Annotated in this window: 24 protein-coding genes and 3 tRNA genes; 15 read left to right on the forward strand and 12 right to left on the reverse strand. The window is 58.1% G+C overall.

From position 1 onward, the window contains the following. Positions 1-164 precede the first annotated feature (164 nt). Positions 165-764 carry a cold-shock protein gene (locus tag VHB22_RS10180; protein WP_325456861.1) on the forward strand — a complete coding sequence of 200 codons (600 nt, stop codon included), beginning with the start codon at positions 165-167 and terminating at the stop codon, positions 762-764. A 10-nt stretch (positions 765-774) separates the two neighbouring features. After that, positions 775-1,305 (forward strand): DUF192 domain-containing protein, encoded by a 531-nt coding sequence (locus VHB22_RS10185; protein ID WP_325456862.1) that lies wholly within the window; start codon positions 775-777, stop codon positions 1,303-1,305. 36 nt (positions 1,306-1,341) lie between these two features. Here the strand turns inward: VHB22_RS10185 and VHB22_RS10190 are convergent, their stop codons facing one another. Further along, positions 1,342-2,097, reverse strand: a complete 756-nt coding sequence (locus VHB22_RS10190) for a hypothetical protein (protein WP_325456863.1) — start codon at positions 2,095-2,097, stop codon at positions 1,342-1,344. Positions 2,098-2,367: 270 nt separating this feature from the next. Here VHB22_RS10190 and VHB22_RS10195 point away from each other — a divergent pair. Next, positions 2,368-2,444: transfer RNA gene (locus tag VHB22_RS10195), tRNA-Pro, on the forward strand. Positions 2,445-2,577: 133 nt separating this feature from the next. On the opposite strand, the gene VHB22_RS10200 is transcribed toward VHB22_RS10195, so the two are convergent. After that, positions 2,578-3,387, reverse strand: coding sequence for a glycosyltransferase family 25 protein (locus VHB22_RS10200; RefSeq protein ID WP_325456864.1), 810 nt, complete (start codon positions 3,385-3,387; stop codon positions 2,578-2,580). 361 nt (positions 3,388-3,748) lie between these two features. On the opposite strand from VHB22_RS10200, the gene VHB22_RS10205 reads away from it, so the two are divergent. Continuing rightward, a complete protein-coding gene (locus VHB22_RS10205; protein WP_325456865.1) occupies positions 3,749-4,054 on the forward strand; it encodes an ETC complex I subunit in 306 nt (101 codons plus the stop codon). Positions 4,055-4,114: 60 nt separating this feature from the next. Here the strand turns inward: VHB22_RS10205 and VHB22_RS10210 are convergent, their stop codons facing one another. Then, positions 4,115-5,758 carry an OFA family MFS transporter gene (locus tag VHB22_RS10210; RefSeq protein ID WP_325456866.1) on the reverse strand — a complete coding sequence of 548 codons (1,644 nt, stop codon included), beginning with the start codon at positions 5,756-5,758 and terminating at the stop codon, positions 4,115-4,117. 217 nt (positions 5,759-5,975) lie between these two features. Here VHB22_RS10210 and VHB22_RS10215 point away from each other — a divergent pair. The 6 genes from VHB22_RS10215 to VHB22_RS10240 all read left to right on the forward strand — a co-directional run bounded on the left by VHB22_RS10215 (position 5,976) and on the right by VHB22_RS10240 (position 10,609). Beyond that, positions 5,976-6,052 (forward strand) — tRNA-Arg (locus VHB22_RS10215). Positions 6,053-6,253: 201 nt separating this feature from the next. Continuing rightward, complete coding sequence (locus VHB22_RS10220) at positions 6,254-7,756, forward strand: sensor histidine kinase (protein ID WP_325456867.1); 1,503 nt, start codon at positions 6,254-6,256, stop codon at positions 7,754-7,756. A 16-nt stretch (positions 7,757-7,772) separates the two neighbouring features. Next, entirely contained in the window at positions 7,773-8,183 is a 411-nt protein-coding gene (locus tag VHB22_RS10225; protein ID WP_325457146.1) for a response regulator, read from the forward strand. A gap of 3 nt (positions 8,184-8,186) precedes the next feature. Continuing rightward, a complete protein-coding gene (locus VHB22_RS10230; RefSeq protein WP_325456868.1) occupies positions 8,187-9,212 on the forward strand; it encodes a response regulator in 1,026 nt (341 codons plus the stop codon). A gap of 172 nt (positions 9,213-9,384) precedes the next feature. Beyond that, complete coding sequence (locus tag VHB22_RS10235; RefSeq protein WP_325456869.1) at positions 9,385-9,579, forward strand: hypothetical protein; 195 nt, start codon at positions 9,385-9,387, stop codon at positions 9,577-9,579. 130 nt (positions 9,580-9,709) lie between these two features. After that, positions 9,710-10,609: a Ku protein gene (locus VHB22_RS10240; protein WP_325456870.1), complete on the forward strand. Its 900-nt coding sequence runs from the start codon at positions 9,710-9,712 to the stop codon at positions 10,607-10,609. Between the two features lie 9 nt (positions 10,610-10,618). On the opposite strand, the gene ligD (VHB22_RS10245) is transcribed toward VHB22_RS10240, so the two are convergent. The 3 genes from ligD (VHB22_RS10245) to VHB22_RS10255 all read right to left on the reverse strand — a co-directional run bounded on the left by ligD (VHB22_RS10245) (position 10,619) and on the right by VHB22_RS10255 (position 13,838). Beyond that, a complete protein-coding gene (gene ligD / locus VHB22_RS10245; RefSeq protein ID WP_325456871.1) occupies positions 10,619-11,686 on the reverse strand; it encodes a non-homologous end-joining DNA ligase in 1,068 nt (355 codons plus the stop codon). 22 nt (positions 11,687-11,708) lie between these two features. Next, on the reverse strand, positions 11,709-13,388 hold the full coding sequence (gene ligD / locus VHB22_RS10250) for a non-homologous end-joining DNA ligase (RefSeq protein ID WP_325456872.1): 1,680 nt from the start codon (positions 13,386-13,388) through the stop codon (positions 11,709-11,711). A 174-nt stretch (positions 13,389-13,562) separates the two neighbouring features. Continuing rightward, positions 13,563-13,838, reverse strand: coding sequence for a hypothetical protein (locus VHB22_RS10255; protein WP_325456873.1), 276 nt, complete (start codon positions 13,836-13,838; stop codon positions 13,563-13,565). Positions 13,839-14,009: 171 nt separating this feature from the next. Here VHB22_RS10255 and VHB22_RS10260 point away from each other — a divergent pair, with 171 nt between their 5' ends. After that, positions 14,010-14,240 carry a hypothetical protein gene (locus tag VHB22_RS10260; protein ID WP_325456874.1) on the forward strand — a complete coding sequence of 77 codons (231 nt, stop codon included), beginning with the start codon at positions 14,010-14,012 and terminating at the stop codon, positions 14,238-14,240. Between the two features lie 26 nt (positions 14,241-14,266). Here the strand turns inward: VHB22_RS10260 and VHB22_RS10265 are convergent, their stop codons facing one another. Next, on the reverse strand, positions 14,267-15,565 hold the full coding sequence (locus tag VHB22_RS10265) for a divalent metal cation transporter (RefSeq protein WP_325456875.1): 1,299 nt from the start codon (positions 15,563-15,565) through the stop codon (positions 14,267-14,269). A 163-nt stretch (positions 15,566-15,728) separates the two neighbouring features. Here VHB22_RS10265 and VHB22_RS10270 point away from each other — a divergent pair, with 163 nt between their 5' ends. Continuing rightward, positions 15,729-16,229, forward strand: coding sequence for a hypothetical protein (locus VHB22_RS10270; protein WP_325456876.1), 501 nt, complete (start codon positions 15,729-15,731; stop codon positions 16,227-16,229). Positions 16,230-16,303: 74 nt separating this feature from the next. On the opposite strand, the gene VHB22_RS10275 is transcribed toward VHB22_RS10270, so the two are convergent. The 4 genes from VHB22_RS10275 to VHB22_RS10290 form a co-directional block, all read right to left on the reverse strand. Further along, entirely contained in the window at positions 16,304-16,636 is a 333-nt protein-coding gene (locus VHB22_RS10275) for a hypothetical protein (protein ID WP_325456877.1), read from the reverse strand. Between the two features lie 269 nt (positions 16,637-16,905). After that, the gene (locus tag VHB22_RS10280; protein ID WP_325456878.1) at positions 16,906-17,271 is read right to left on the reverse strand and encodes a PRC-barrel domain-containing protein; all 366 of its coding nucleotides are present in this window, start codon (positions 17,269-17,271) and stop codon (positions 16,906-16,908) included. A 56-nt stretch (positions 17,272-17,327) separates the two neighbouring features. Beyond that, positions 17,328-17,786: a PRC-barrel domain-containing protein gene (locus tag VHB22_RS10285; RefSeq protein ID WP_325456879.1), complete on the reverse strand. Its 459-nt coding sequence runs from the start codon at positions 17,784-17,786 to the stop codon at positions 17,328-17,330. Positions 17,787-18,182: 396 nt separating this feature from the next. Further along, a complete protein-coding gene (locus VHB22_RS10290) occupies positions 18,183-18,575 on the reverse strand; it encodes a hypothetical protein (RefSeq protein WP_325456880.1) in 393 nt (130 codons plus the stop codon). A 237-nt stretch (positions 18,576-18,812) separates the two neighbouring features. On the opposite strand from VHB22_RS10290, the gene VHB22_RS10295 reads away from it, so the two are divergent. Further along, positions 18,813-18,888, forward strand: a tRNA-Arg gene (locus VHB22_RS10295). 205 nt (positions 18,889-19,093) lie between these two features. Beyond that, on the forward strand, positions 19,094-20,926 hold the full coding sequence (locus VHB22_RS10300) for a L,D-transpeptidase family protein (protein WP_325456881.1): 1,833 nt from the start codon (positions 19,094-19,096) through the stop codon (positions 20,924-20,926). A gap of 31 nt (positions 20,927-20,957) precedes the next feature. Here VHB22_RS10300 and metC read toward each other — a convergent pair whose 3' ends face one another. Next, entirely contained in the window at positions 20,958-22,142 is a 1,185-nt protein-coding gene (gene metC, locus VHB22_RS10305) for a cystathionine beta-lyase (RefSeq protein WP_325456882.1), read from the reverse strand. 200 nt (positions 22,143-22,342) lie between these two features. Between metC and VHB22_RS10310 the strand changes: the two genes are divergently transcribed. Further along, positions 22,343-23,377 carry an amino acid ABC transporter substrate-binding protein gene (locus VHB22_RS10310; RefSeq protein WP_325456883.1) on the forward strand — a complete coding sequence of 345 codons (1,035 nt, stop codon included), beginning with the start codon at positions 22,343-22,345 and terminating at the stop codon, positions 23,375-23,377. The last annotated feature ends 6 nt before the right edge of the window (positions 23,378-23,383 follow it).

A 23,383-nucleotide genomic window follows, 5' to 3' on the forward strand; every position in this document is an offset into this window, starting at 1 on the left:
AAAATGACGCTAGCCCTCGCCAAAGCCGGTGTTATGTTTCGTACCGCTTCGTGCGGGGGCGCCAGTGTTTCGGTTCTGAAGAGGGCTCTTCCAGAACTGTGATCAGAGGTGCATCGCGGCGGAGTGTCATTATCGTTTACGCACAGTATGCGGGGTATCAAGTGATGGGGGATACAAAGCGTCCCGGTCTTTCGGGTGGCATGCAACCGGTTTCAACCGGACCCGAAGTTATGGATGACGCGGCGATTGAGGTTTTCGAGGTCGCTGGATCGATAAAGTGGTTTGACGCTTCCAAAGGCTATGGCTTCATCGTGCCGGACAATGGCCTGCCGGACATTCTTCTTCACGTGACATGTCTGCGGGCGGGCGGCTTCCAGACGGCTTATGAGGGCGCTCGCGTTCATTGCGAGGTATTGCGCAGATCGAAGGGGATGCAGGCGTTCCGCATCCTTAGTATGGACGAAAGCACGGCTATTCATCCATCGCAGCTCCCGCAACGCACGCACGTCATCGTGCAGCCCGAGAGCGACTGGGAGCGGGCCTACGTGAAGTGGTTCAATCGCGTGCGCGGCTTCGGCTTCTTGACTCGCGGCGAGGGGACCCCCGATATCTTCTGCCACATGGAAACATTGCGGCGGTTCGGTTTCACGGAACTTCGCCCGGGCCAAATCGTTCAGGTAAGGTGGGGCTACGGATCGAAAGGCTGCATGGCCGCAGAGCTTCGTCCGGACGGTGTGCCCACGGGGCTGCCGTCACGCAACTGACGCGGAAGATATGACGACAGTATCCCAGAGTTTCATGAAAAGGGCCGCGATCTGCGTGGCCCTTTTTCTTGTAGCGTTCGCCGGGATTCCGCCGATGTTGTCGATGAACTCGTATCTTTCGTTTATCGCTCCGGCATACGCGAAGATGCGGCAGGACAAGCTGACGATCGAATCGGCAGCAGGTGGGCCGAAGCATGAGTTCAACGTCGAAGTGGCGTCGAGCGAGCAGGAAAAAGAGCTCGGGTTGATGTACCGGACGTCGCTCGGCGATGGCGAGGGGATGCTGTTCCCATATCCGACCGAACGGTCGATATCGATGTGGATGCACAACACGTACATCCCTCTCGACATGGTCTTCATACGCGCCGACGGAACCATCGCGCGCATAGAAGAGCGTGCCGAGCCGCTCTCCGATCGTATCATATCGTCGGGTACGGCTGTCGCGGCCGTACTCGAGCTTGCGGGTGGCGCTTCCGCGCGCCTCGGCATCAAGCCGGGCGATAAAGTGCGCTATGCGCTATTCAAAAGCGCCGCGCATTAGAGGTTTTCGGTACCGCGAATTTATTTTGCGGGGGTATCAATCGAACCAAGACGAAAGCGACCGCTCGATCTCGTCGAAGCTCATGCCGAACGTCGAAGCGCTTCGGCGCGATAGATGCCGCGTCACTCTTGGTTTGCGTTTTATGGCCTTGCGCGCTCGTGGTGTCGGCGGCGTGCGGACCTCAGGTTCCGGCACGGCCTCGGAGACAGCTTTGTCGCGTTCAAAGGGCACGGCGGATTTGGTCGGCTCAGCAGCGCTCGGCATTTCCGCATGGGCGATGGCCGACGACGGATCTTCGACGGCCACAAGGGCGGCACTGACCTGTCCAGGCTTCTCCGATACAGGTGACGTGTCGCTGAGCACGATAGGGTCCGTAATTCCGGTCTGCGGCGGCTGCTCGGTATCCTTTGAGGGAACCAGCATCTCTGGTGGGGCCCAAGCACGGTCGAGCATTGATCGCGGCTCTGCCTCGAGCTTGGTTGCCTGCGCGGCTAGCGCCTCGGCGTAGAGCGGCGGGCTGACCTTGTGGGGGACGTTGACGCGATCCGTTTGTCCGTGCTCTGCGGCGTCTGAAAGTACGTTGTCGGGAATGATTTTGATTGGCTGGTTGATCGACCGGACCCTGGTCACTGGCGGGATGACGATCGCATCGGCGGCAGCGGGCGGGATAGCGTCGTCAGCGTCGATCGCAAGATAGTAGACGTACGCAGCCCCGATCGTAATGGCACACAGCGCGAGTCCGCGCGCCTTCGCGGCATAGACGCCCGACTGAACAGGACCCACGTGATCCAAGGCACGCACTCGCCACGCAAACGCCAATTGGGGCGGACCAACTACACTTGTTCCGGACACCCCTCCAGCGTTTCGGTACTATCTTATAGCCCGGTTGGCAAAGATAACTCTCGGGCGACCCGCCGTTGCGCGCGATGAGCGTGGCTCGGGATCGACACTCGCTCCGGGGCTGCCCCCCGAAGACGGCCGATTGACACCATGCGCGGCCATTCGTTCTACAAATGTCCATTTGTTCGCACCGGCGAACGTGCTAGTAAGCTGCCTCGTCGTCGGGGCGTAGCTCAGCCTGGTAGAGCATCTGCTTTGGGAGCAGAGGGTCGCGTGTTCGAATCATGTCGCCCCGACCAATATTTTTTCGAGTGCTTCTCGGATTGGACGATCGCTCGCAGTCTTTCGAACCTGGTAAATCTGCTGGCGGGGGCGAGAAAGAGCCCCGGCAAAACCTGATCGCTTCATGTGTGCTTTACACACGTCGCCTCGTCAAAGGGGCGGCCCGGTACGTGTACCTGGAATAGGACGCACAAATCGGCCGGCGTTTTCCAACAGGCACCGCAGCCACCAAGAGAATCCAAGTTTGCGAACGTTGAAAACCACACGTCGCGGGTCGGGGATACCTCTTTGCCACCTTGGAATGTGACCTCTTTCGACGCCGATCGTTGATGGAAGATCGTCGCGTTCCTGCAGGACCGGCGGAGGTACTACGCCGTAGACGTCGAGGTCGAGCACCCATGGATGCGCGATCTCGACATCGCCGGGCCAATAGAACGGCCGGGGCTTCAAGAGCTTTCGCGCTCCGGACTGGCTGACGAGGTAGCCGGCGGTTCCTAAGGGAATGCGCGAATACCGTACGAGCTGATAGCGCGGGGTTAGCTGGCGCAGCGGCCGGAACGCTCGCTTAGGCGCATTACAGAGCCGTACAATGTCCCAGCCTGGAGGAAGAGATCGCAACGCTGCTTCAAGTAGCGGTCCTAGATCCGTTGAAATTCGGGCGTCATCTTCCAAGACGAGCGCCGCATCCATTCCGCGTTCGACGATGAGACGCATGACTTCGAGCCGGCTCGCCGTGCAGCCGATCTGCGGAGCAGTCAATGTGCTGTCGGGAGGAAAGTATGGCGCAAGGCGGGGCGGATAATTTTTTCCATCAACGCCGCGAAAGCGCTCCGCCGTAATTCCCGCTTTTGCAATCTGCTCCTCGATGAAAATCCGTCTCTCCGGATGACGATCGAGGTTGATGTAGATGGCGTGCACAGTGATCGATGATTGCTCATCTTGTGTCGCTGTTTCGACCATTTCCACCAACTCCGGTACGAACCGTTATATCAGATGCGTGCATATCTTGAGCTCGCGCCCATGGGCCTTGACGGACGCTCTGCCCGTGTGCGCCGTGCCATCGACTGCTATAGATCAAATCCTCGGACCGTCTAGCAAGCCGTGCCACCGCGTGACTCCCAAATGCGGTCGTTTGCGGACGGCCGCAAGGCGTTTGCGCGTCGCTTCGCACGGGCGCCGCCAAAGTGGACGTCACGCCGCGTCGACCACCGCTTTCACGGCTTGCGTTTGCTTGTCGTTGTCCCTTATCTAGCGGCGTGGGCTGCGCGCTCGTATGCCGTCGTCCCATGCATTTCTTGCGTTATATCCCGGGATTTCATCGATGATTGCGCGCATCTTTAAGCCTGCGAAAACGGCCATGCAGTCGGGCGAGGCGCGAACCAAGGAATGGGTACTTGAGTTCGAGCCCGAGAGCCCGCGCTCCGCCGATCCGCTCATGGGATGGACCAGTTCGAGCGACACCCAGACGCAAGTGCGGCTCGAGTTCGATACCAAGGAAGAGGCGGTGGCTTACGCGACGCGTGAGGGCCTTGCCTATGTCGTTGCGGAGCCGAAGCCCCGCAAACCCATTCGCAAATCTTATGCCGATAATTTCCGTTATGGCCGTATCGGCAACTGGACGCACTGAATTTGGATCTGGCAGCGTCGGGCTGCCACACCGTCAGCTGCGCCAGCCGATGTCGCAACGTTAGCCGAACAGCTTGACCGCCTTACTGAGCGTGTTCCAAACGCCGAGCAGGAATGGGATGCCGACGGCGAGCCACGCGATCAAAACCGCGATGCTGAAGCCGCCGAAGCCAATCCCGTGCGAGCCGCTCGCCGGAGCCTGGGATTTTGTAGATTGAAGTGCTGCGAGTTCGTCGTCGCGCATCAGCCATTTTGCGGCCACGGGACGCACGAGCGCATTTGCGATCAGACCAATAAGCAGGAAGCCTGTCAGAATGTACATTGTGCGGTCATAGACGAGTGCGCGCGGTACACCCGCCGCGATCTGGACGTCACGAATGTAGCCGATGACAACTGGGCCGAGAATGCCGGCAGCCGACCAGGCGGTCAGTGCGCGTCCGTGGATGGCGCCGACGAACTGCGTGCCGAAGATATCGGCGAGATAGGCGGGAAGCGTGGAGAAGCCTCCGCCGTACATGCTGATAATGATGCAGAAGGCGGCGACGAAGAGCGCAATTGAGCCCATGTGCGCAAGGGTTGGTGCCAGAGAATAAAGCACCATTCCGAGAATGAAGAAGCAAAAGTAGGTAACTTTCCGTCCTAAATGATCGGACAGGGATGCCCATACGAACCGCCCGCCGCTATTGAAAAGGGACAAGAGGCTTACGAAACCGCCTGCAATCGCGGCAATCGTCGCGTGCTGTGCCGTGTTGAGGTCGCCGAATTTTATACCGGCTTGGCCGATCAACGATCCGCCGAAAATCTCTTGCAGCATTGGCGACGCCATCGCCAAAACGCCGATTCCGGCCGATACGTTCATCCAGAGCGCGATCCAAATCAGCCAGAATTGCGGTGTCTTATGCGCGTTCTTGAGGTGCACGTTTCCGGTCGTTATCAAGGCGTGGGTGCGGTTGGAGGCGGGTACCCAGCCGTCTGGCTTCCAGTTGTCGGGAGGCACGCGGTAGCCGAAGGCCCCGCAGAGCATCGCGACCACGTAGATGCATCCCATTACGGCCATCGTCTCCCAAACGCCGACCGAGTGATCTGTCTTGAAGTGGTTCATCAGAAGGATGGCGAGCGGTGATCCAATCATCGCGCCGCCGCCAAAGCCCATGATCGCCATACCGGTCGCCATGCCGCGACGGTCAGGAAACCATTTGATGAGGGTCGAGACAGGGGAGATATAGCCTAGTCCGAGCCCGATTCCGCCGAGCACGCCGAGCCCGAGCCAGAATAGCCAGAGTTGGTGAATGTGTACGGCGAGTGCAGCAACCAAAAATCCTCCGCCCCAACAAATAGCGGCGACGACTCCGGCATGGCGCGGGCCAGCGCGTTCGAGCCATCCGCCAAAGATGGCTGCCGAAAGTCCGAGGCAGACGATGCCGAGTTCGAATGTCACAAGAAGGCTGCTGACGCGCCAATCGCATGATCTCGTGATTAGCTCTTGGGCGAGTGACATATCGGGACAGGTCAGAGGTTTCGAAACGCCGAGCGCTTGTGCGAGCGGAAGCCAAAAGACGCTCAGCCCATAACTCATGCCGATGCAGAGATGGATTGCCAGCGCGGCGGGCGGCACGAGCCAGCGATTGAAGCCCGCTTTCGCAATAATGCGTTCGCGATCGAGCAAGCCGGGTTCGAGATCGGAGGTCGTGCTCGCTGCAGCCATTGTGTTCCCCCTGGATGCACATTGTTTTTTGTGTCTTTCTTGCACCCTCACTGCGACACAATCAACAAGGTCTGACCGCAGGAAAGCGAAATTACGCGTGTAATTCCGGTCTTGCGCTCGGGCGGGGGCCCGACTATCCCGTCTTTGCGGACGTTCTTACCGCGCCGGCGCCGACACAGCCAGCCGCCAAACCGGTAGGCTATGGCGCTTGATCAGTGGTCCCGTAGCTCAGTTGGATAGAGCATCTGCCTTCTAAGCAGAGGGTCGCAGGTTCAAATCCTGCCGGGATCGCCATTAACACAATTCCGGGGAACAGATTGTGTGGGAAAGGCATTCATCCTTCGCTGATCGCGGGTTGGGCAAAACAGAGCTAAGCAATCGGTCTTTGCGGGCTCGCGCAGCCTTATGGCTAGCCGAATGTGCAGCTAGCGCCTTTGCGGCGCCACTGGTAGACCCATCGAACGTACCCGGAAACAAATAGTCAGCTTTAGGTGCATGGATAATAACGCACGACGGCTCCTTCGCACCACATATGCATTCGGAACGGCCGGGCTGGCGACTCTCATCGTATTGATTGCAGCCTCATTCTGGTTCGTCGCCAAAACACAATCGGCGACGGACGCCGTTCTGCATTCGCGAGAGCAGATAAGTGTGCTGGCGGATCTTTTGTCGACGGTCCTCGATGCCGAGACGGGGCAGCGCGGCTATCTGCTGACTGGCGAACCGCGCTACCTGCAGCCTTATGAAGACGCAAGCCGCGAGGTCAAATCGCGCTTCGCAGCGGTCGATGCGATCTTTCAAAACGATGCATCAGCTCAACAGAGCCTCGCCCAAATCCACGCCGCCGTGGACGTAAAATTGCACGAGCTGGCGCAAACGGTCGAATTGAAAAAGAGCGGAAAGTCGGTTGAGGCGCTGGCGATTGTAAATGGCGATCGCGGTAAGCAACTGATGGATCGGATCCGGGAGCTTGTCGCGCAGCAATCTCGTCAGGCCGATCAGGCTCTCAAAGACAATATAGAAGAACAGCGCGAAAATGCTTCTCGCGCCCGTCTATTCGCGTTTGGCGTCGTTTTTGTAATGTTACTGGCAGCGCTAGGCGCGATAGCCACCATCGTAAAATATACCCGTGAGCTGATATCGGCCCGTACGGAGCTTGAAACGCTGAACGCCGGATTGGAGGAGCGCGTCAAGGAGCGCACCGCCGATCTCAAGAGGGCAAACGAAGAAATTCAGAGGTTTGCCTATATCGTCAGTCACGATCTGCGCGCGCCTCTTGTCAACGTCATGGGCTACACGAGTGAGCTGGAGGCGAGCCTCCAGACGCTTGGCACCCTGGCGGAAGATCCGCATCTCGATGCGCTGGCCAGTGCCGCGGATGTGAAATCCATAATCGCCACGGATTTGCCGGAATCCATCGGCTTCATCCGCAGCTCAACTAAGAAAATGGACGGTCTTATCAAGGCTATCCTGAAGCTCTCGCGTGAAGGTCAGCGCGTTATTACCCCGGAGAAGATCCAGCTTGATGATTTTTTCAATTCCGTTGCCGCGAGCGCCCAGCATCGCGTTGTGGAATTGGAAGGGGAAATTGTCGTCGCGAAGCCGCTTCCGGTCATTGAAAGTGATCGGCTTGCCTTGGAACAGATATTTAGCAATCTGATCGACAATGCCCTAAAATACCGGCTTCCGGGCCGTACGCCGCATATCGTCATCCGCCAGGTTTCGAGCGGCTGGGGTGCGACGATCATTGAGGTCGAAGACAACGGACGCGGGATAAGTCCGGAAGACCAGGAACGCGTGTTCGATCTATTTCGCCGCGCGGGCGCTCAGGATCAGCCAGGCGAGGGGATAGGCTTGGCGCATGTCCGAGCGCTGGTCAGGCGCTTAGGCGGCGAAATAACCATGACTTCGGAACTCGGCCGTGGCACGAAGTTTCGCGTGATACTGCCCAAGACCTTACAAAGCGACACGGAGCGAGCCGGTGGAAAAAGAGGGTAGGCCCGTACAGATCGTCATGATCGAGGACGACGAGGGGCACGCGCGCCTTATCGAACGGAATATCCGAAGGGCTGGGGTCAATAATGAGATCGTGCCGTTTACCAATGGCACGGAAGCGCTTGCCTACCTGTTCGGGTTGGACGGAAGCGGTGAGGTCAGTTCGAAGAAACATCTTTTGGTGCTTCTTGATTTGAACCTCCCCGATATGACCGGGGTCAGCATTCTTGAAAAGGTCAAGGCCAATCCGCACACGAGGCGAACACCAGTCGTCGTTCTGACGACCACGGACGACGAGCGAGAGATCAAACGCTGCTATGATCTCGGGGCTAATGTCTACATTACCAAACCGGTCGACTATGAAAATTTCTCAAATGCCATTCGGCAGCTCGGTATGTTCTTCTCGGTAATTCAGGTTCCGGAAATTTGATAAATGTCCCCTCCCAGGGTCCTCTACATCGATGACGATCCAGGGATCGCGCGGCTGGTCCAAAAGACATTGGAAGCGAACGGATACGACGTGGCGCTCGCTGAATCGGGGTCTTCCGGTCTCGCAATGCTTCGCACCCAAACGTTCGACATCGTTGCCCTTGACCATCACATGCCCGGACACACCGGGCTCGATGTGATGAAGGATATCCGCGAGTTACCGGAGCATCCGCCCGTCATCTACGTTACGGGATCGGAAGACAGCCGCATTGCCGTCGCCGCGCTAAAAATGGGGGCGGTGGATTACGTCTGGAAAGACGTCCAAGGACATTTCCGAGAGTTGCTCGCAAAAGCGGTTTCGACCGCGTTGGAACAGGACGCCCTGCGCCGCGCGAAGAAAGAAGCCGATCGCGAGGTTCGGCTGGCGCGGGATCGCGCGGAATTGTTGCTAAAGGAAGTCAACCACCGCGTTGCGAATTCATTGGCTATCGTCGCGGGGTTAGTCGGCTTGCAGAAGACCGCGATTCAGGACGAAGCCGCGCAGCGGTTGCTGGAACAAATGCGTGCGAGAATCCTGGCCATAGCCGGCGTTCATCGCCGTCTTTACACTTCGGACGATGTGCGTACTGTCGATATCAAGGAGTACCTCGGCAGCCTGGTCGATGATTTGAAGATCGCGATGGCGGACGAAGGACGAACACATCCGATTCATCTTGAATGCGTGCCTCTCTCGTTGCCAACGGACAAGGCAGTTTCCGTCGGCATCGTCGCGACGGAGCTTGTAACCAACGCTTTCAAGTACGCTTATCCAAACCATCAAGGCGATATCCGCGTCGAGGTAATGCGGAATGACGATACTTGCATCCTTATGGTCGAGGACGATGGCATTGGCTACAATGCCCAGGCCGCCGCTGCGGGGACAGGTCTCGGATCGAAAGTCATTTCATCGATGACGACACGCCTGCAAGGTACGTTGAGCTATCGGCCAACGGCAAAAGGAACGCGGGCCGTTCTGGAGTTCCCCTGTTGATTTGTTCGCAGCGCTAGGAACTTGCAGATAATTATTTATTTGACGCGTAAATGATTTTTAGCATTTCAGCGCGCGCCGGAGATTCGATGTAGAAGCCCCAAAAGCCAATAGTCGCGCTTCGTCAATTTCTTGTATTCTGCTGACCGATAGCAGATGCGATCGAAGTGACCCCATGAAGTGGCTGTTGATCGAGCGAAAGCCGGATGTCGTTTACTCTGCCGGCGAAGAAATTTACCTTGGTCCCGGCGATACCGAAGTTTCGGACGTCGCGCGGGCGAAGACTTTCGATACCCGCCAGGATGCCGAGGCTCACCGGCGAACGCTGAAGCGTCGTTATCATTGGGTTGCGGCGACCGTTCCCAAATAAAGGTGCGTTTCAAAACCGCTCCTATCACCCCATGAGGGAACCCAACCAAAGCATGGTGTGTTGTGGTGCAGGACGTTTGTGTTCGGTCTATAATCCCCGTCATCGGTATTGCGTGTTGAAGGAGTAAGCCATGGCCACCGCCCGGTCTTTCTGGAAAGGCCACCTTCGCCTGGCGCTCGTCACTATTCCTATCCGGCTTGTCAGCGCCACCGCGTCCGAGGACAAGATTGCTCTGCATCAAGTCGATCGGAAATCGAAGCAGCGGATCCGCTATCAGAAGGTTGCGGGCGAAACGGGCAAGGTCGTGCCTCAAGCCGATATCGTGCAAGGCTACGAGCTGGACGACGGCAGCTATGTTCTTTTCGAACCGAACGAGCTCGAAAAGCTGAAGCTGACGACGCGGCACACGATCGAGCTGACAGAGTTCGTCGATGCCTGCTCCATCGATCCGCTGTACTTCGATAATCCCTATTATGTGCTGCCGGACGGCGACGTCGCCGAGGAAGGCTATCGCATCATTCGCGATGCATTGAAGGCATCGAAGAAATATGGCATCGGACAGCTGACGATGCGCGGCCGCGAAAACCTCATCGCGATGAAGCCAAGCGGCGACGGGCTGATGGTGGAGACGCTCCGCTATGCCAACGAGGTGCGCGACGCGGACGAAATTTTTTCCGACATCGGCACGGCGAAGCTACGGCCCGAACTCATCGACATGGCCAAACAGCTTATCGACGAGCGGACGCGGAAGTTCGACCCCGGCGAATTCAAAAACCATTACGCGGAAGCGCTGCGAAAGCTGGTCAAGGAAAAGGTAGAGGGCGGTGAATCGACGGAGGTCGGTGGCGGCGATGAGCGGCCTGCGGGCGGCACCGTCGTCGACTTCATGGATGCGCTCCGCCGCTCGACTGGAAAGGCGCCCGCGAAAGGCGGACGCTCGCGGAGCAAAACTGCCGCCTCCCACCAGAAGCGAGAACCAGCAAAACGCGCCAAGCCCAGGGCAAAAACAAAATCACGCGCTCGCGGGTAAGCTAGCGGTTCAGATTTTGGCTGCTTTGATGACGGGGCGCCGTACCTGCGTTGCAGGCTTGTCCTCGCGTAGGCCCTTAAATGCCGCGTGGCGTAACAGATTGTCCGCCGTCCAGGCGCGGTATTCGATCTGTGCGACGCGCTCCGGCTTGACCCATTGGACCTCTTTTAATTGTTCGCGCGTCAATGGAGCGAGCACGGCGGGCTTTGCGATCCTCAACGGTTTCAATATCCGCATCAGTTCGCCGGCTACTCTCTGGGAGAATCCGGTGCCGACGCGCCCCGCATAGACGAGACGTTTTTTGTCGAAGTATCCGACCACAAGCGCGCCAACGGCGCTCGCCGAAACGGTTGAAGCCACATATCCAATGATAACGAATTCATCGACCTGGATGCACTTGCTCTTAAGCCAGTCGCCGTTACGGCCGGAGTGATAGGGTGTGTCTGCGCGTTTTGAGATGATGCCTTCGAGCCCGAGGCGGCAGGCTTCGGTCAACATGCGCGCGCCATCGCCTTGAAGATGTTCGCTGTAGCGGATCTGCGGCATCGCGGTATTTTTGCTAAGCAAGCGGCGAAGCATTTCCTTGCGCTCCACCAGCGCCGCGGGCCGGAGGTCGAAGCCGTCGAGATGTAGAAGATCGAAGCACTGCAAAACGAAACGGTCCGAGCGGCCGCTCTTGAGCGCCGCAACCAGTTCGATGAAGCTTGAATAGCCGTTTTTGTTTTCGGCGACGACCTCGGCGTCGATCAATGCTTTGCCACGATGCAAATCGCGCAAAAGGGGTGGAAGCGAGCCAAAGCGCTCTGTCCAGTCGAGACCGCTCCGTGTGATTAGTTTGATGCGATCGTCATCGATACGCACTTGGATGCGATACCCGTCGAATTTGATTTCGTGCACCCAGTCGTCGCCTTCGGGCGGTGCCGCGACGAGCGTCGCGAGACAGGGCGGGACGAAATTGGGGAGGGGCGCCTTAATGGCGCTCTCGATCGAAGCGGGGGAGAGAGTTTTCGGTGCAGATTTCGGCTTTCGTATTGGCTTTGTCTTCCGTGCCGCCACGGGTTGCGCACGCGGTTTCATTGTCGCTCCTGCGTAATCCGTCTCATTGTCCGATCAGTGCCTTGATCGCGGAGCGGAGCGGCCGTTCGGAATCGCAGTAATTGTCCCACGCTTTCGACTTCTTCATGAGATCAGGCACCGTATGAATGGTGAAACGCTTCGGATCGAGGTCCTTGCGGACTTGGCTCCACGTCAGCGGCATCGAGACGGTCGCGCCGGGTCGCGCCCGCGGCGATAGGGGCGCAACGGCGGTCGCCATGCGATCGTTGCGCAGGTAATCGAGGAAAATGCGCCCCTTGCGCAGCTTCTTCGTCATTTTAATGAGATAGGCGCGCGGATTGTCATTCGCCATCTGCTGGCAGAGCGCGCCGGCAAACGTCTTGGCCTCTTTCCAGCCGATGCCATCGCCACGGCGTGGTTTCAAAGGCGTCACGACGTGAAGCCCTTTACCGCCGGTCGTCTTGCAGAACGCAACAAGCCCAAGGTCCTCGAGGCGTTGGCGCAACTCTACGGCGGCGTCCACGACGCTTGAAAATTCGACGTCGGGTGCCGGATCGAGATCGAAGACGAGCCTGCCCGGCAAGTCAGGATGCAGCGGCTCGCAATTCCACGGGTGAAACTCGAGAGCTGCGATTTGCCCGAGCGCAATGAGACCCTCGACGCTGTTCACTTCGATGTAGGGTTCGCGATCGCCGGAAATCCGGACAAGGTCGATTTCGGTCGACATGCCTCGCATTGCATGGCGCTGGAAGAACTTCTCGCCGTCGATGCCGTCCGGCGCCCGAATGACGGAGCAGGGACGGCCCTTGATGTGTTCGATCATCCACGGCCCGACCTCTTGCAGATAATGCGCAAGATCGATCTTGCTGACAGCTGCGTGATCGGCTGCGGGCCACATTTCTTTATCTGGATTGGAGATGGCGATGCCGAACACGGTGTTTCCCCCGGCATCGGAAGCCCCCATTTTCTTCTTCGTCTTCGTGTTTTTCCTTGTCTTGCGAACCGGGATGCGCCGCAGAGGTGGATCGTTTTTTTCATCCGTCTCAGCGGTCGTTTCACTTCGGTTGGATTGCCACACGGCGTCAGGTTTCGCCACCGAATTGCGCTTGAGCATGAAGGGCGCGGGGCCCTTTCCGCGTCCCTCCGCAATTTGCGTCATCGTGCGCTTGGAGGCGACCGAGCGATCCTTCGATAAAACTCTGTCACCTTCTCCTGGCGTTGCCACTTGATCGCGATGCTTGATCAGCAGCCAATTTGTCCGCTTATTTCCCATGCGATCGTTTTTGAGCCGGACAAGGACCCAACTTCCTTCGAGCTTGTCGCCGACGAGAACGAATTTCAGTTCGCCATTGCGCAACTGCTCTTCGGCGCTGGTATCTCCCAGCGGAGCCCAGTAGCCGCGGTCCCAAATCATGACCGTCCCGCCGCCATACTGGCCCTTGGGGATCGTTCCTTCGAAGTCGCCGTAATCGAGCGGATGATCTTCGACCTCGACGGCAAGCCGTTTGTCCTTCGGATCGAGCGAAGGACCTTTGGTGACGGCCCACGATTTAAAAACGCCGTCGAGTTCAAGGCGAAGATCGTAATGCAGCCGCGTCGCATCGTGCTTTTGAATGACGAAGCGCAAATGTTTCGCCGGGCGGATCGCCTCCGCTCCGCTCGGCTCCGCGGTCTTGGTGAAGTCGCGCTTGGCGCGATATTCGGAAAGCTGCTTGCGGGCCATCTCGATGCGATCCTGCCGCTCTGTCGGGCGACCTTAACGGGCGCCGCAAATCCCGCCAACACGAGAAATAATCGGACAATAAAAAAGCCGCCGGGGAGTCGTAAAGGCTCCCGAACGGCCCAGCACCTTTCGGCGCCTAACAGGCGTTGTTACGCCCGTCTGACTATTGAACGATCAAAGGCCGCCGCGGGTTCCCGATAAGGGGGTGTCGTCGCATCGCCACGACCAATCCGTGACCACGTCCGCAGACATCAGGGCTGCTTTCAAAGCTTTGCGGTCGGCGTGGTCCTTGGTCATTGCCGCGAGCACTTGCCGAGCGAGTTGCTCACGTAACAGCTTGGCCCGTGGACCCTCTCGCGCTGCCTCGGGAAACGACTGCCAAACCTCGTCGAGAATGCTTTCGGCAAGATCGAGATCCTCTGGAGCGAAGACATTGTAGCCGGAAAACATTGAACGATCCACGCAACTGAATACCGGCACCGTGCATGACAAACGCAGATTTGAAAATCCGCGAAGCCCCAACAGTGCCAACCGGACTCTATGGGAACATTTTACAGCATACGGCGTTTGTGTGTCGAATGAGTAATTGATGCATTTTATGACAGTGGCGGAGAGTGGGGAATGAATGGTTTGATGCGCGAGACGCGCCTGCAGATCATGCTCAACGACGATGAGCTTCAGGCTGTCGATGACTGGCGATTTCGCCACCGCATGCCAAGCAGGGCTGCCGCTATCCGGCAGTTGCTGAAGGCTGGGCTGCAAAGCGTCGTTACCGAAGTGGATGGTGCGAAGACTATGAAATCGCAGGATTATGGTCTGCTGGACAGCACAGATATAAATGAGGACAGCTGAGAGGACTTAATTCAAATTCGTGGCAATTAGACAAGATCGAGGAGCATCGCCGCTCCTGCAAGTCCCATAACCGCTGCGGTTGTCCAGCCGAGGTAGAGAAGCCAGCCTCCGATCTTGAACCGGCCCATGATCTTTTCGTCGGAAGATATGAGCATCATGATGGCGATGATCGGTACGGCCACCAGACCATTGATGACGGCACTGTAGTAGAGAGCCTTGATTGGATTAACTCCCGAAAAATTGATCGCGATGCCGATTAAAGTCGCCAAAGCGATCATGCCGTAGAACGCCCTCCCTTCCATTGGCTCCAGCGATAATCCGACCCGGCATTTCAAGGCTTCGCCGAGTGCGTAGGCAGCCGACCCCGCCAGCACCGGAATCGATAGCAGACCCGTACCGATGATCCCGAGCGCGAATAACGCGAAGGCTAGCGAACCGCCAATCGGCTTTAGCGCCTCTGCCGCTTGCGCCGAGCTTTCTATATTCGTAACGCCGGACGAATGAAGCGTCGCAGCCACCGTGGTGATGATCGAAAGCGCGACGATGTTGGAGAAGGCCATGCCGACGAGCGTGTCGAGCCTGATCCGCTCCTCGGCATTCGGCGCCTGGCGTGGCTGCTTCAAAAGCGGCTCACGCCGCGGGATCTCATGGATGTCTTCGACTTCCTGAGAGGCTTGCCAAAAAAAAAGATAAGGACTGATGGTGGTGCCGAAGATCGCGACGATGGTTTCCCAGTAATTATGGTCGGCCGAGAGGCGAGGAATGAAAAGACCTTTCGCAACTTCGTTCCAGGGCACGTGAACGATGAAAAGCGTCGCGATGTAGGAAAAGAGCGCGAGCGTCAGCCATTTGAGAACGGCGACGTAGCGCGTGTATTTCATGAAGATTTCCATTAGCGTGCAGAGGATGCCGAACGCTATGACGTAGACGAGCTGTGGGCCACCGATGAGGAGACGGACAGCATCCCCCATCGCTCCAAGGTTGGCGCCGATATTGATGATGTTCGCGGAAAAGAGCAGCGCGACGAGAGTGAAGACGAGCGGCGCGGGATAATGCGGAATGATGTTGCCGGCGAGGCCTTTGCCGGTCGTGCGGCCTATACGTGCGCTTATCTCCTGTACCGCCGCCATCAGGGGGTAGCATAGGACCAACGTCCACGACAGGGTGAACCCAAAAGCGGCGCCGGCCTGAGAGTAAGTTGCGATGCCGCTTGGATCGTCATCCGAAGCGCCGGTGATCAATCCAGGCCCAAGAATTTTGAAAAGGCGCGGTTTGCTCTGTCCGACGGCCGGACTTCGTTCCGCGTCGGAAACGGGCGTGGTCATTTTGCGCTCGAAGGATTGTAAAGGACAGATACTTGAACGCATGCGGACGGTGGCTTGTTCCGGCACGGACGCATTCGCGGCACTTATAGGAACGCGCGGCGGAACTTTGCGGTTGATCAAGCAGTGGCGTCGATACAACGCCAAGTCAGCTGGGAGTTGTTCAATGAACAGAAATATCTTCATTGCATCGGGAGCGGTGTTGCTCCTTGCGCTCGGCGGTTCGCTCGCTGAAGCGCGAAACATGGGAGGCGCGGGGTTCGGCGGCGGCCACATCGGAGGCGGCGGAGCCCACTTCGGCGGCGGTCACGTCGGACGCAACATGGGCGCTAGCCGCGCCTTTCGCGGCGGCCCGTCAACGTTCGGCAGAGAGAACTTCAATGCTGGACGACATTTCAACTCCGGCCGCATATCGCGTGGCAATCGGGGATTTGCACGCCGAGGTCCGGTTAAAGGATGGAATGGTGGAGGACGGCATCACGGTCGGCACCATCATCATCGCGGCCGTCGGGTTATCATTGGTGCGCCGTATCTCTACGATTACGATTACGGATACTATGACGACGGATATGCCGGCGATGACTGCGGCTGGCTCTATCGCAGGGCAGTCCGAACCGGCAGCGCATATTGGTGGCGGCGGTATCGTGCCTGCGAATACGAGGGGTGAGGGAGTAGTAGGCCTAATAAAAAGGGTTCCGAGCTTTCGCTCGGAACCCTTCTTCATACTGAGAACCTGTCTCGTTATGGGCTCGGGCTCGATGAACCTGTTCCTGGGGGCGATGTTGGAACGCGCGCACCAGGATTCGATCCGGCTGCCGGATCGTTCGGTGTTCCGGTCGACATGCCGGGCTGGACATTTTGATTGGTGTTCGGATCAGCAGGGATGCCGGCCGGGGAATTCACACCGGTCTCGCCGGTGCTCGAACCCTCGTTTGCGGGTGCAGGCGTTGCCGGTTGCATTGCCGGCGGCTTTTGCTGAATGTTTGAGTTCTCGTAATTGTCGGCTGCGAAGGCGCCCACGGACCCGGCCGCCATTAATGCGATCGTTGCGGCTGCGGCTTTCCAGACCTTCATGGGATGTCTCCTTTTTCGTTTAACGTTTCCATGAAGGGAAACCGATCAGTTGCGGGCTTGGTTCCGATCAAAAGCACATTGCTGAAGGCGCGAAACAGGATGCCATCGGTGCGGCAGCGGAGTGGACGCCGATCAGGAAAGTGAATCGCCACGACCTACTAATAAATTCGAAAACGACCCGACCGAAATCTGAACACTATCCATATTGAATGACAAAGGCGCCGGCGTAGAAATCGCAGGCGCCTTCTCTCGTTTGCGCAGGGCGCGATTTAGCTTCGCGTGGCCTCCAGCTCCCAATAGTTCGGTGCTCCATATGCGGCGTGCAGACGTTGCTCCAGCTCGCGGTCGCGGAGTGAAAGAGGATCAAGATCGGGGGACATCTTTAGCTGTTCCTCGGTGACGCCCGTGACGTAGCCATTGAGATTCGGATCCCATTTGAGCGACGTCCAAGGGATCACATAGTTGCTTTTCCCTAGACCCAGGAAGCCTCCGAAACTCAAAATGGCGTATCGCACCTTGCCCGTTACGGTATCGACGATAAGGTCATCCACTTCGCCAATCTCTTCCTGGGCCCGACCGAAGACGGGCGTCCCAGGAACCTTGCTCGTTTCCAACATGGTTGTTTCAGGCTGCATCTGCTGCCTCCATTCATTCATTTTAAAATAGCCGCTTTTGGCGTATCCGCTGAAAACTAGCTGCTCTGCCACGTCCATTCCGGAGCGGCCTTCAGCGCATCCTTGGTCGTATCAAGTTTAACGACATCATTGCCATTCGAGTCGCGGTCGATCTTGAGCGACTTAAACTGCACGGCAACCTGATGCTCACCCATCCCGAGGAAGCCGCCGACACCGATGACGGCTGCAGCCGCAGACCCGTCATTGGCAAGAATGATTTCGTTGATGTCGCCAATCGTATCACCGGCGTTATTCTTCACCTTCGATCCGACAAGCTTACTCGTTCGCCACTCGCCCTGCTGATGCGCGTACCATTGCGGCGCCGATGCTGCATCGGTTGTTGACGTCGTGGCCGGAGCGGGTGCCGCAGCAGACGGCGTGGTCGACGGCGTCGTCGGTGCTGGCGGCGTCTGAGCATACGCAACAGTCGCCAATATGGGTGCTGCGGCTGTCGCAACGAGAACTTTAAGTTTCATTTTTTTCTCCTGTGAGTGAACCTCTTCCGCGGACCGGACCTCGCGCGCGTCCGTCGTCCGGCTTTCTGCGTCAGGCTCGGCAAACTCCTCGATGCATGGAGAGTTCCGAAGAAAATGGGAACGGAGACGTACCTTCGCCGGTTCGAAAAGGGCCAACTCGCGGTGAAACGTCTGGGCCGGCGCGAGCGTTTCACATTCGAAATATCTGGCGGAATATCCGAAAGGCGCGCACGGCACGGCCGATAAGGAGTTTACGGCGCTTGACAAAGCGTCGAAGCGAAACCGGCGGGCGTTTGGAAATCGCGGATGCCGATTTTGCGGGAGGGCTCGGCTTCGCGTAGCGCAGCAACGAGGCTGGTTGGTTCCTTTAGTGATAAACGCCGAATAGTGGCGCGCTCAAACGCGCGCCCTATGGTAGCGGCGAAACTGCCGACCAAATATTTCTTGGTGAATGCGGATCTCGTCGGCGGCTTTGAGACGCAGGTTATCGGTCATGCGGCGAAGGCAACCGCGCTCGCAAACAAGCCCTTGGCGACCGCGATGATGGGCATCCTCATCCCAGGATTCGTAAAGAACGGACCCAGTCGCAGCGAGAAATTCATAGGCTAACAGCGAGGCTGACGATGTCGGCCCGCGCTCGCGCGACAGATAGGCGATAACAGAAATCATGCCGAGGAGCGATCGCGCGCCCCACCGTTCGGCTTGTGCTATCCGGGTCCGGGCGCGCGGAAAATAGGCTCGGAACCGAAGGGCATCGCTGTTTCCGAGCGGACGATCGACGTAGGTCATTGAGGCTGCATTCTCCCCCTGAATAAAACGGATACGCTAACTCCCCAACTGCACCGAACGCGTGGCGAACTCCCGAGTTCCCCTCAGGTCGCGTGAAAATTTCCGTAAATTGAATGCTTCGCCGTTGAAACGGAGGGGGAGCGCCTGGGTGTTGGCGGAGCCAAGCAGGCGCTGCGATTTGGATCGACAACGGGATGGTGTCTCGGTGATAATGAGGCGTGCGACTCGTCGCGCTGCGGTCCCGTAGTTCAATGGATAGAGCGTCGGAATTCGACTCCGAAGGTTGCAGGTTCGAGCCCTGCCGGGATCGCCATCCAAACTCCTCGATGTTCTCCACTGGGCAGTCATTGGTTCGGTCCCGAGTCGGCAAAACGCATCTTCATTGAAGCGATCTTACGACGAGAGAGTTACGGACGCTTAACCACCGGCGGGAGTTTGTGGCTCACGGTATAGCCGTGTCGCGAAAAATAATTACCGTGCGGAGCGCCGATCGTAATTGCATGCAGTGAGTTCGTATCATGACATCCATCACGCCCCGCCGCGCGACTCTCTCAATCTGGCAGCTGATGATGGTGATGATGTGGCCACTGACCGTTCCATCGATAGCGGTTGGGGAGGAGGCGACTAATTCTCAGGCCGCAGCAATCTGCGCAAAGCTCGATGCCGAAGCGGCGATGTCGTTTGACGCACAGGATCGCGACGCGGTGGTGGCGTTCTATACAGGCCGCGAATGCCGTCCGCTATGGATCGCCGAAGACGGACCCACTAGGGCCGCCGAGCGAGTCGTCGGCGAACTCCGTCGCGCAGACGATTGGGGATTGAGGTCCTCGGATTTCGACGTGTCGCTCGATGGCCAGACGGGCAGGCTGGGAAAATGGCCCGCCGACGAAGCCGCCACTACCGAGTTGACGATAACCGCCGCCGTTCTCCGTTACGCACACGAAGCGGAAGGTGGACGAATTCCGGAACCCGATAAGCTCCTATCTTCCTACCTCGACCGTCAGCCCGAACTTTCAAGCGCTGAAGATATCCTGGCGCAGATTTCGCAAAGTCAGGAGCCGGATGCGATCCTGCGGGGATTTAATCCCTCTCACGAGCAGTTCTTGAAGCTCAAGGAGCTACTTGCAAAGCTGCGGGGCAGAAAAAATACTGTTCCCCTCGAACAGCAGATTGCTCGCCGGGGGCCTTTGTTGCAGCGCGGCTCCAAGAGTCAGGAAGTCGCCGTTCTCAAAAAGCGTTTCGGGGTTGTGTCGGCTTCCGGTGCGGAAGCGGTTTTCGATCAAGCCCTCGTCGATGCCGTCAAGAAATTTCAAATCTCTTCGTCGATACCGGCCGACGGGTTCGTTGGACCTCAGACACGCGCGGTTCTTGCGGCTGACGGGCCTGAGAAAAATGCAGTCCGAATTGCGGCGGTCATCGCCAACATGGAAGAATGGCGCTGGATGCCGCGCTCACTCGGATCGACTTATATCCTTGTCAACGTCCCTGCTTTTTCAATCAGGCTCGTGCGCGACGGGAGGGCCCTATTCGAAGACCGGGTCGTGGTCGGTACCGCCGAGAAGCAAACGCCCATCTTTTCAAAAAATATGAAAACGATCGTGCTCAGGCCGGAATGGAACCTTCCGGATTCGATCAAGTTGACGGCGCTTCTGTCGGGCCGGTCGATTGAACGTCAGGGTTACGTCGTCATGCGCAATGGGCACACCGTCGATAGTACGCGCGTAAATTGGGGGCGAGCCAACCTAAGTGAATATACGTTCTATCAGCCAGCCGGTGACGACAACGCGCTGGGGCTGGTGAAGTTTCTGTTCCCCAACAAACACTCGGTTTACTTGCACGATACGCCGTCGCGTTACCTCTTCAACGAGCGAGTCCGTTTGTTCAGTCACGGCTGCGTGCGGGTTCGCAATCCTCAGGTTCTCGCTCAGGATATTTTCGACATCGACCGCGGTGCAGATGCTCCTGATGTCAAAACGCTGGTGCGCAGGGGGCCCAAGGATAACGAGATTGCGCTCGAAACGCCGCTTCCCGTTCATGTCGGTTATTTTACGGTCTGGGTTGGAGCGGATGGCAAGCCGCAGTATTTTCGCGATTTTTATGGACATCAGCAGCGTATCACGCTGGCGCTGGCGGGCCAGTGGAACAGGATCGACGTGGGAAAGGACCACTTGGCTGCCGTCGACACGTCCGCGCTCAGACGCGTCCGCCTCAGTTCGGATGTGAGCAGCAAAAGATCGAGAAGCAGGCGGAGCTATGACGCTCCGATGGGTCTGACGCGGGACTACGGTCGTCCGCGCTATTCCGGCAACAGCGTCGGAGACCTCATCTTGCGGTCTCTCGGCTTGCAATAAGTGCTGTTCACCTCGGATGGGCCGCCGTGCATCAAGCGGCTTTCAGTCGGGCAAATCCTGCATCGAGATCGCGGATCAGATCTTCAGTGGCCTCAAGCCCGATGTGGAAGCGGAGCGCCGGGCCAGGCCCTGTCCATTTCGTTGCCGTCCGGTAGCTCGTCGGATCGAACGGAATAACGAGGCTCTCGTAACCGCCCCACGAATACCCCATGCCGAAAAGCGCGAGCCCGTCGAGGAAGGCTGCGAGTGCTTTTTCTGAGGTTGGTTTCAGCACCGCAGTAAACAATCCGCTGGCGCCGGTGAAGTCGCGCTTCCATATCGCGTGTCCCGGATCGCTCGGCAATGGCGGATAGAGAACGCGATCGACTTCCGGCCGTGCGGACAGCCACTGCGCCACCGCTAGCGCCGATTTCTGGTGGCGCTCAAGCCGAACGTCGAGCGTCCGCAGGCCTCGGAGTCCAAGATAGGTTTCTTCCGATCCTGGGCACGTGCCGAGTGCTTCTTTGGCATTGTCGAGTAACCGTGCTGCGCGTGCGTTTGCCGTCACTGCGCCGAGCATCGCGTCGGCATGGCCGACGATGTACTTGGTCGCGGCCTGGATCGAAACATCGGCGCCGAGCGTCAGCGGCTTGCAATAAAGCGGCGTCGCCCATGTGTTGTCGGCAAGAACGAAGATATCGTGCTGGTGTGCCGCCGCCGCGATCGCCGGAATGTCCTGCATCTCGAACGTCTGCGAGCCCGGGCATTCAACGAGAATGAACCGGGTGTTCGGGCGAAAGAGTTTCGCGATGTCTGCGCCGAGGGCGGGATCGTAGTAGGTCGTTTCGATGCCGAACCGCTTCAGCATTTTGTCGGCGAATACGCGGCCTGGCTGATATGCACTATCGGTTACCAGAATGTGGTCGCCCGTTGAGGCGAAGGCGAGGAAGGCCGTCGATACGGCGCCAAGTCCCGATGACGTCAGGATCGTCGCTGAACCGCCTTCCAAATCGGTAATGGCATCTTCCAGGGCGCGTGTTGTCGGTGTCGCACGGCGCCCGTAGGTATAGGGCTGTTTTCTCGACTGTATGGCATCGAGCGTCTCATAAAGAACCGTCGAGCCGCGATAGACGGGCGGGTTGACGAACCCATGGTGTTCGAATGGGTCGCGGCCGAGGTGCACGACCTTTGTTTCCGGCCGTAACGCTCCCTTCGAACGTTCGTTTTTATTTGCCATTTTAACGTCTCCGGGGCGCGTTTGGACCTCGTGGCGCAAGTTTCGAACGAGGTCAAGGCCTTGACCGTCGCGTCTTGGCGCGGGATGTGTGTGCTCCCGTATGTCCGGCCAAATAAGGCAATGAGGCGCGGGCTGCCACCTTCGTCTCTTCGCGACGATTCACTAAGAAGCTCATTGAGGCGCCCGCCGGAAGAGTGCAGATGAGACTTGTTTTAAAGTGCGTGGCGCTTGTCGTCGCGGTCGGATCGACGATTGCCGGACTCGGCGCTCCTGCCTGGAGCGATGAAAGCGTCCTCGACGCCATACGCAAGCGCGGTCAGGTCGTTTGTGGCGTTAGCGACCATGCCCCGGGCTTCAGCGAAATCAGCGGTAGCGGTGCCTGGAGCGGGCTCGACACGGAATTTTGCTCCGCTCTCGCGGCAGCCGTATTGGGCGACAAGGACAAGGTCAAGTTTCTGAGCTTGATGCCGAGCGAGAAATTCAAGGCGCTGCAGGACGACGAAATCGACGTTCTGATGGGTGCGACTCCCTGGACGCTGACTCGCGATACGGAGCTTGGGGCTCGGTTCGCGGCCGTCCTCTATTATGACGGCCAGGGTTTCATTGTGCCACGCAATCACTCGATATCGAGTGTTCTTGAACTTTCCGGCGCTTCGATTTGTGTCCTGCCGGGATCGATCGATGAAACGGCGATCTCCGATTATTTCGGTTCGCGCAAAATGCGCTATCAGCTCATCACGTCCGATCGTTGGGACGAACTCGTCAAAACCTATGCGAACGGCGGTTGCACGGTATTGACCGGCGACGTCTCGCTGCTGGCCTATGAACGCAGCCGTCTACCGAACGGTGCAGATCATATGTTGCTGCCGGAGTACATCAACAAGGAACCGCTCGGGCCCGCCGTCAAAATCGGACACGATGCATGGTTTGCGGTCGTGCGTTGGACGTTCATGGCTCTCGTCGCAGCCGAAGAATTGGGTATCAACAGCAGCAACGTCGATACGATGAAAGCGTCGCCGGTGCACGAGGTGCGCCGGTTTCTCGGTCTCGAATCCGATCTCGGCGCGCCGCTCGGGCTGCCGCGCGATTGGGCGTACCAGATTGTCAGGCAAGTCGGGAACTACGGCGAAATCTTTGACCGCAACCTCGGTGAAGGGTCGCCTCTGAAGCTCGACCGCGGGCTTAACAATCTTTGGACCAAGGGCGGACTTATGTACGCGATGCCGATGCGCTGAACTGGC

It is taken from the genome of Hyphomicrobium sp., from assembly GCF_035548195.1.
In the GTDB taxonomy this organism is placed as follows: domain Bacteria; phylum Pseudomonadota; class Alphaproteobacteria; order Rhizobiales; family Hyphomicrobiaceae; genus Hyphomicrobium_B.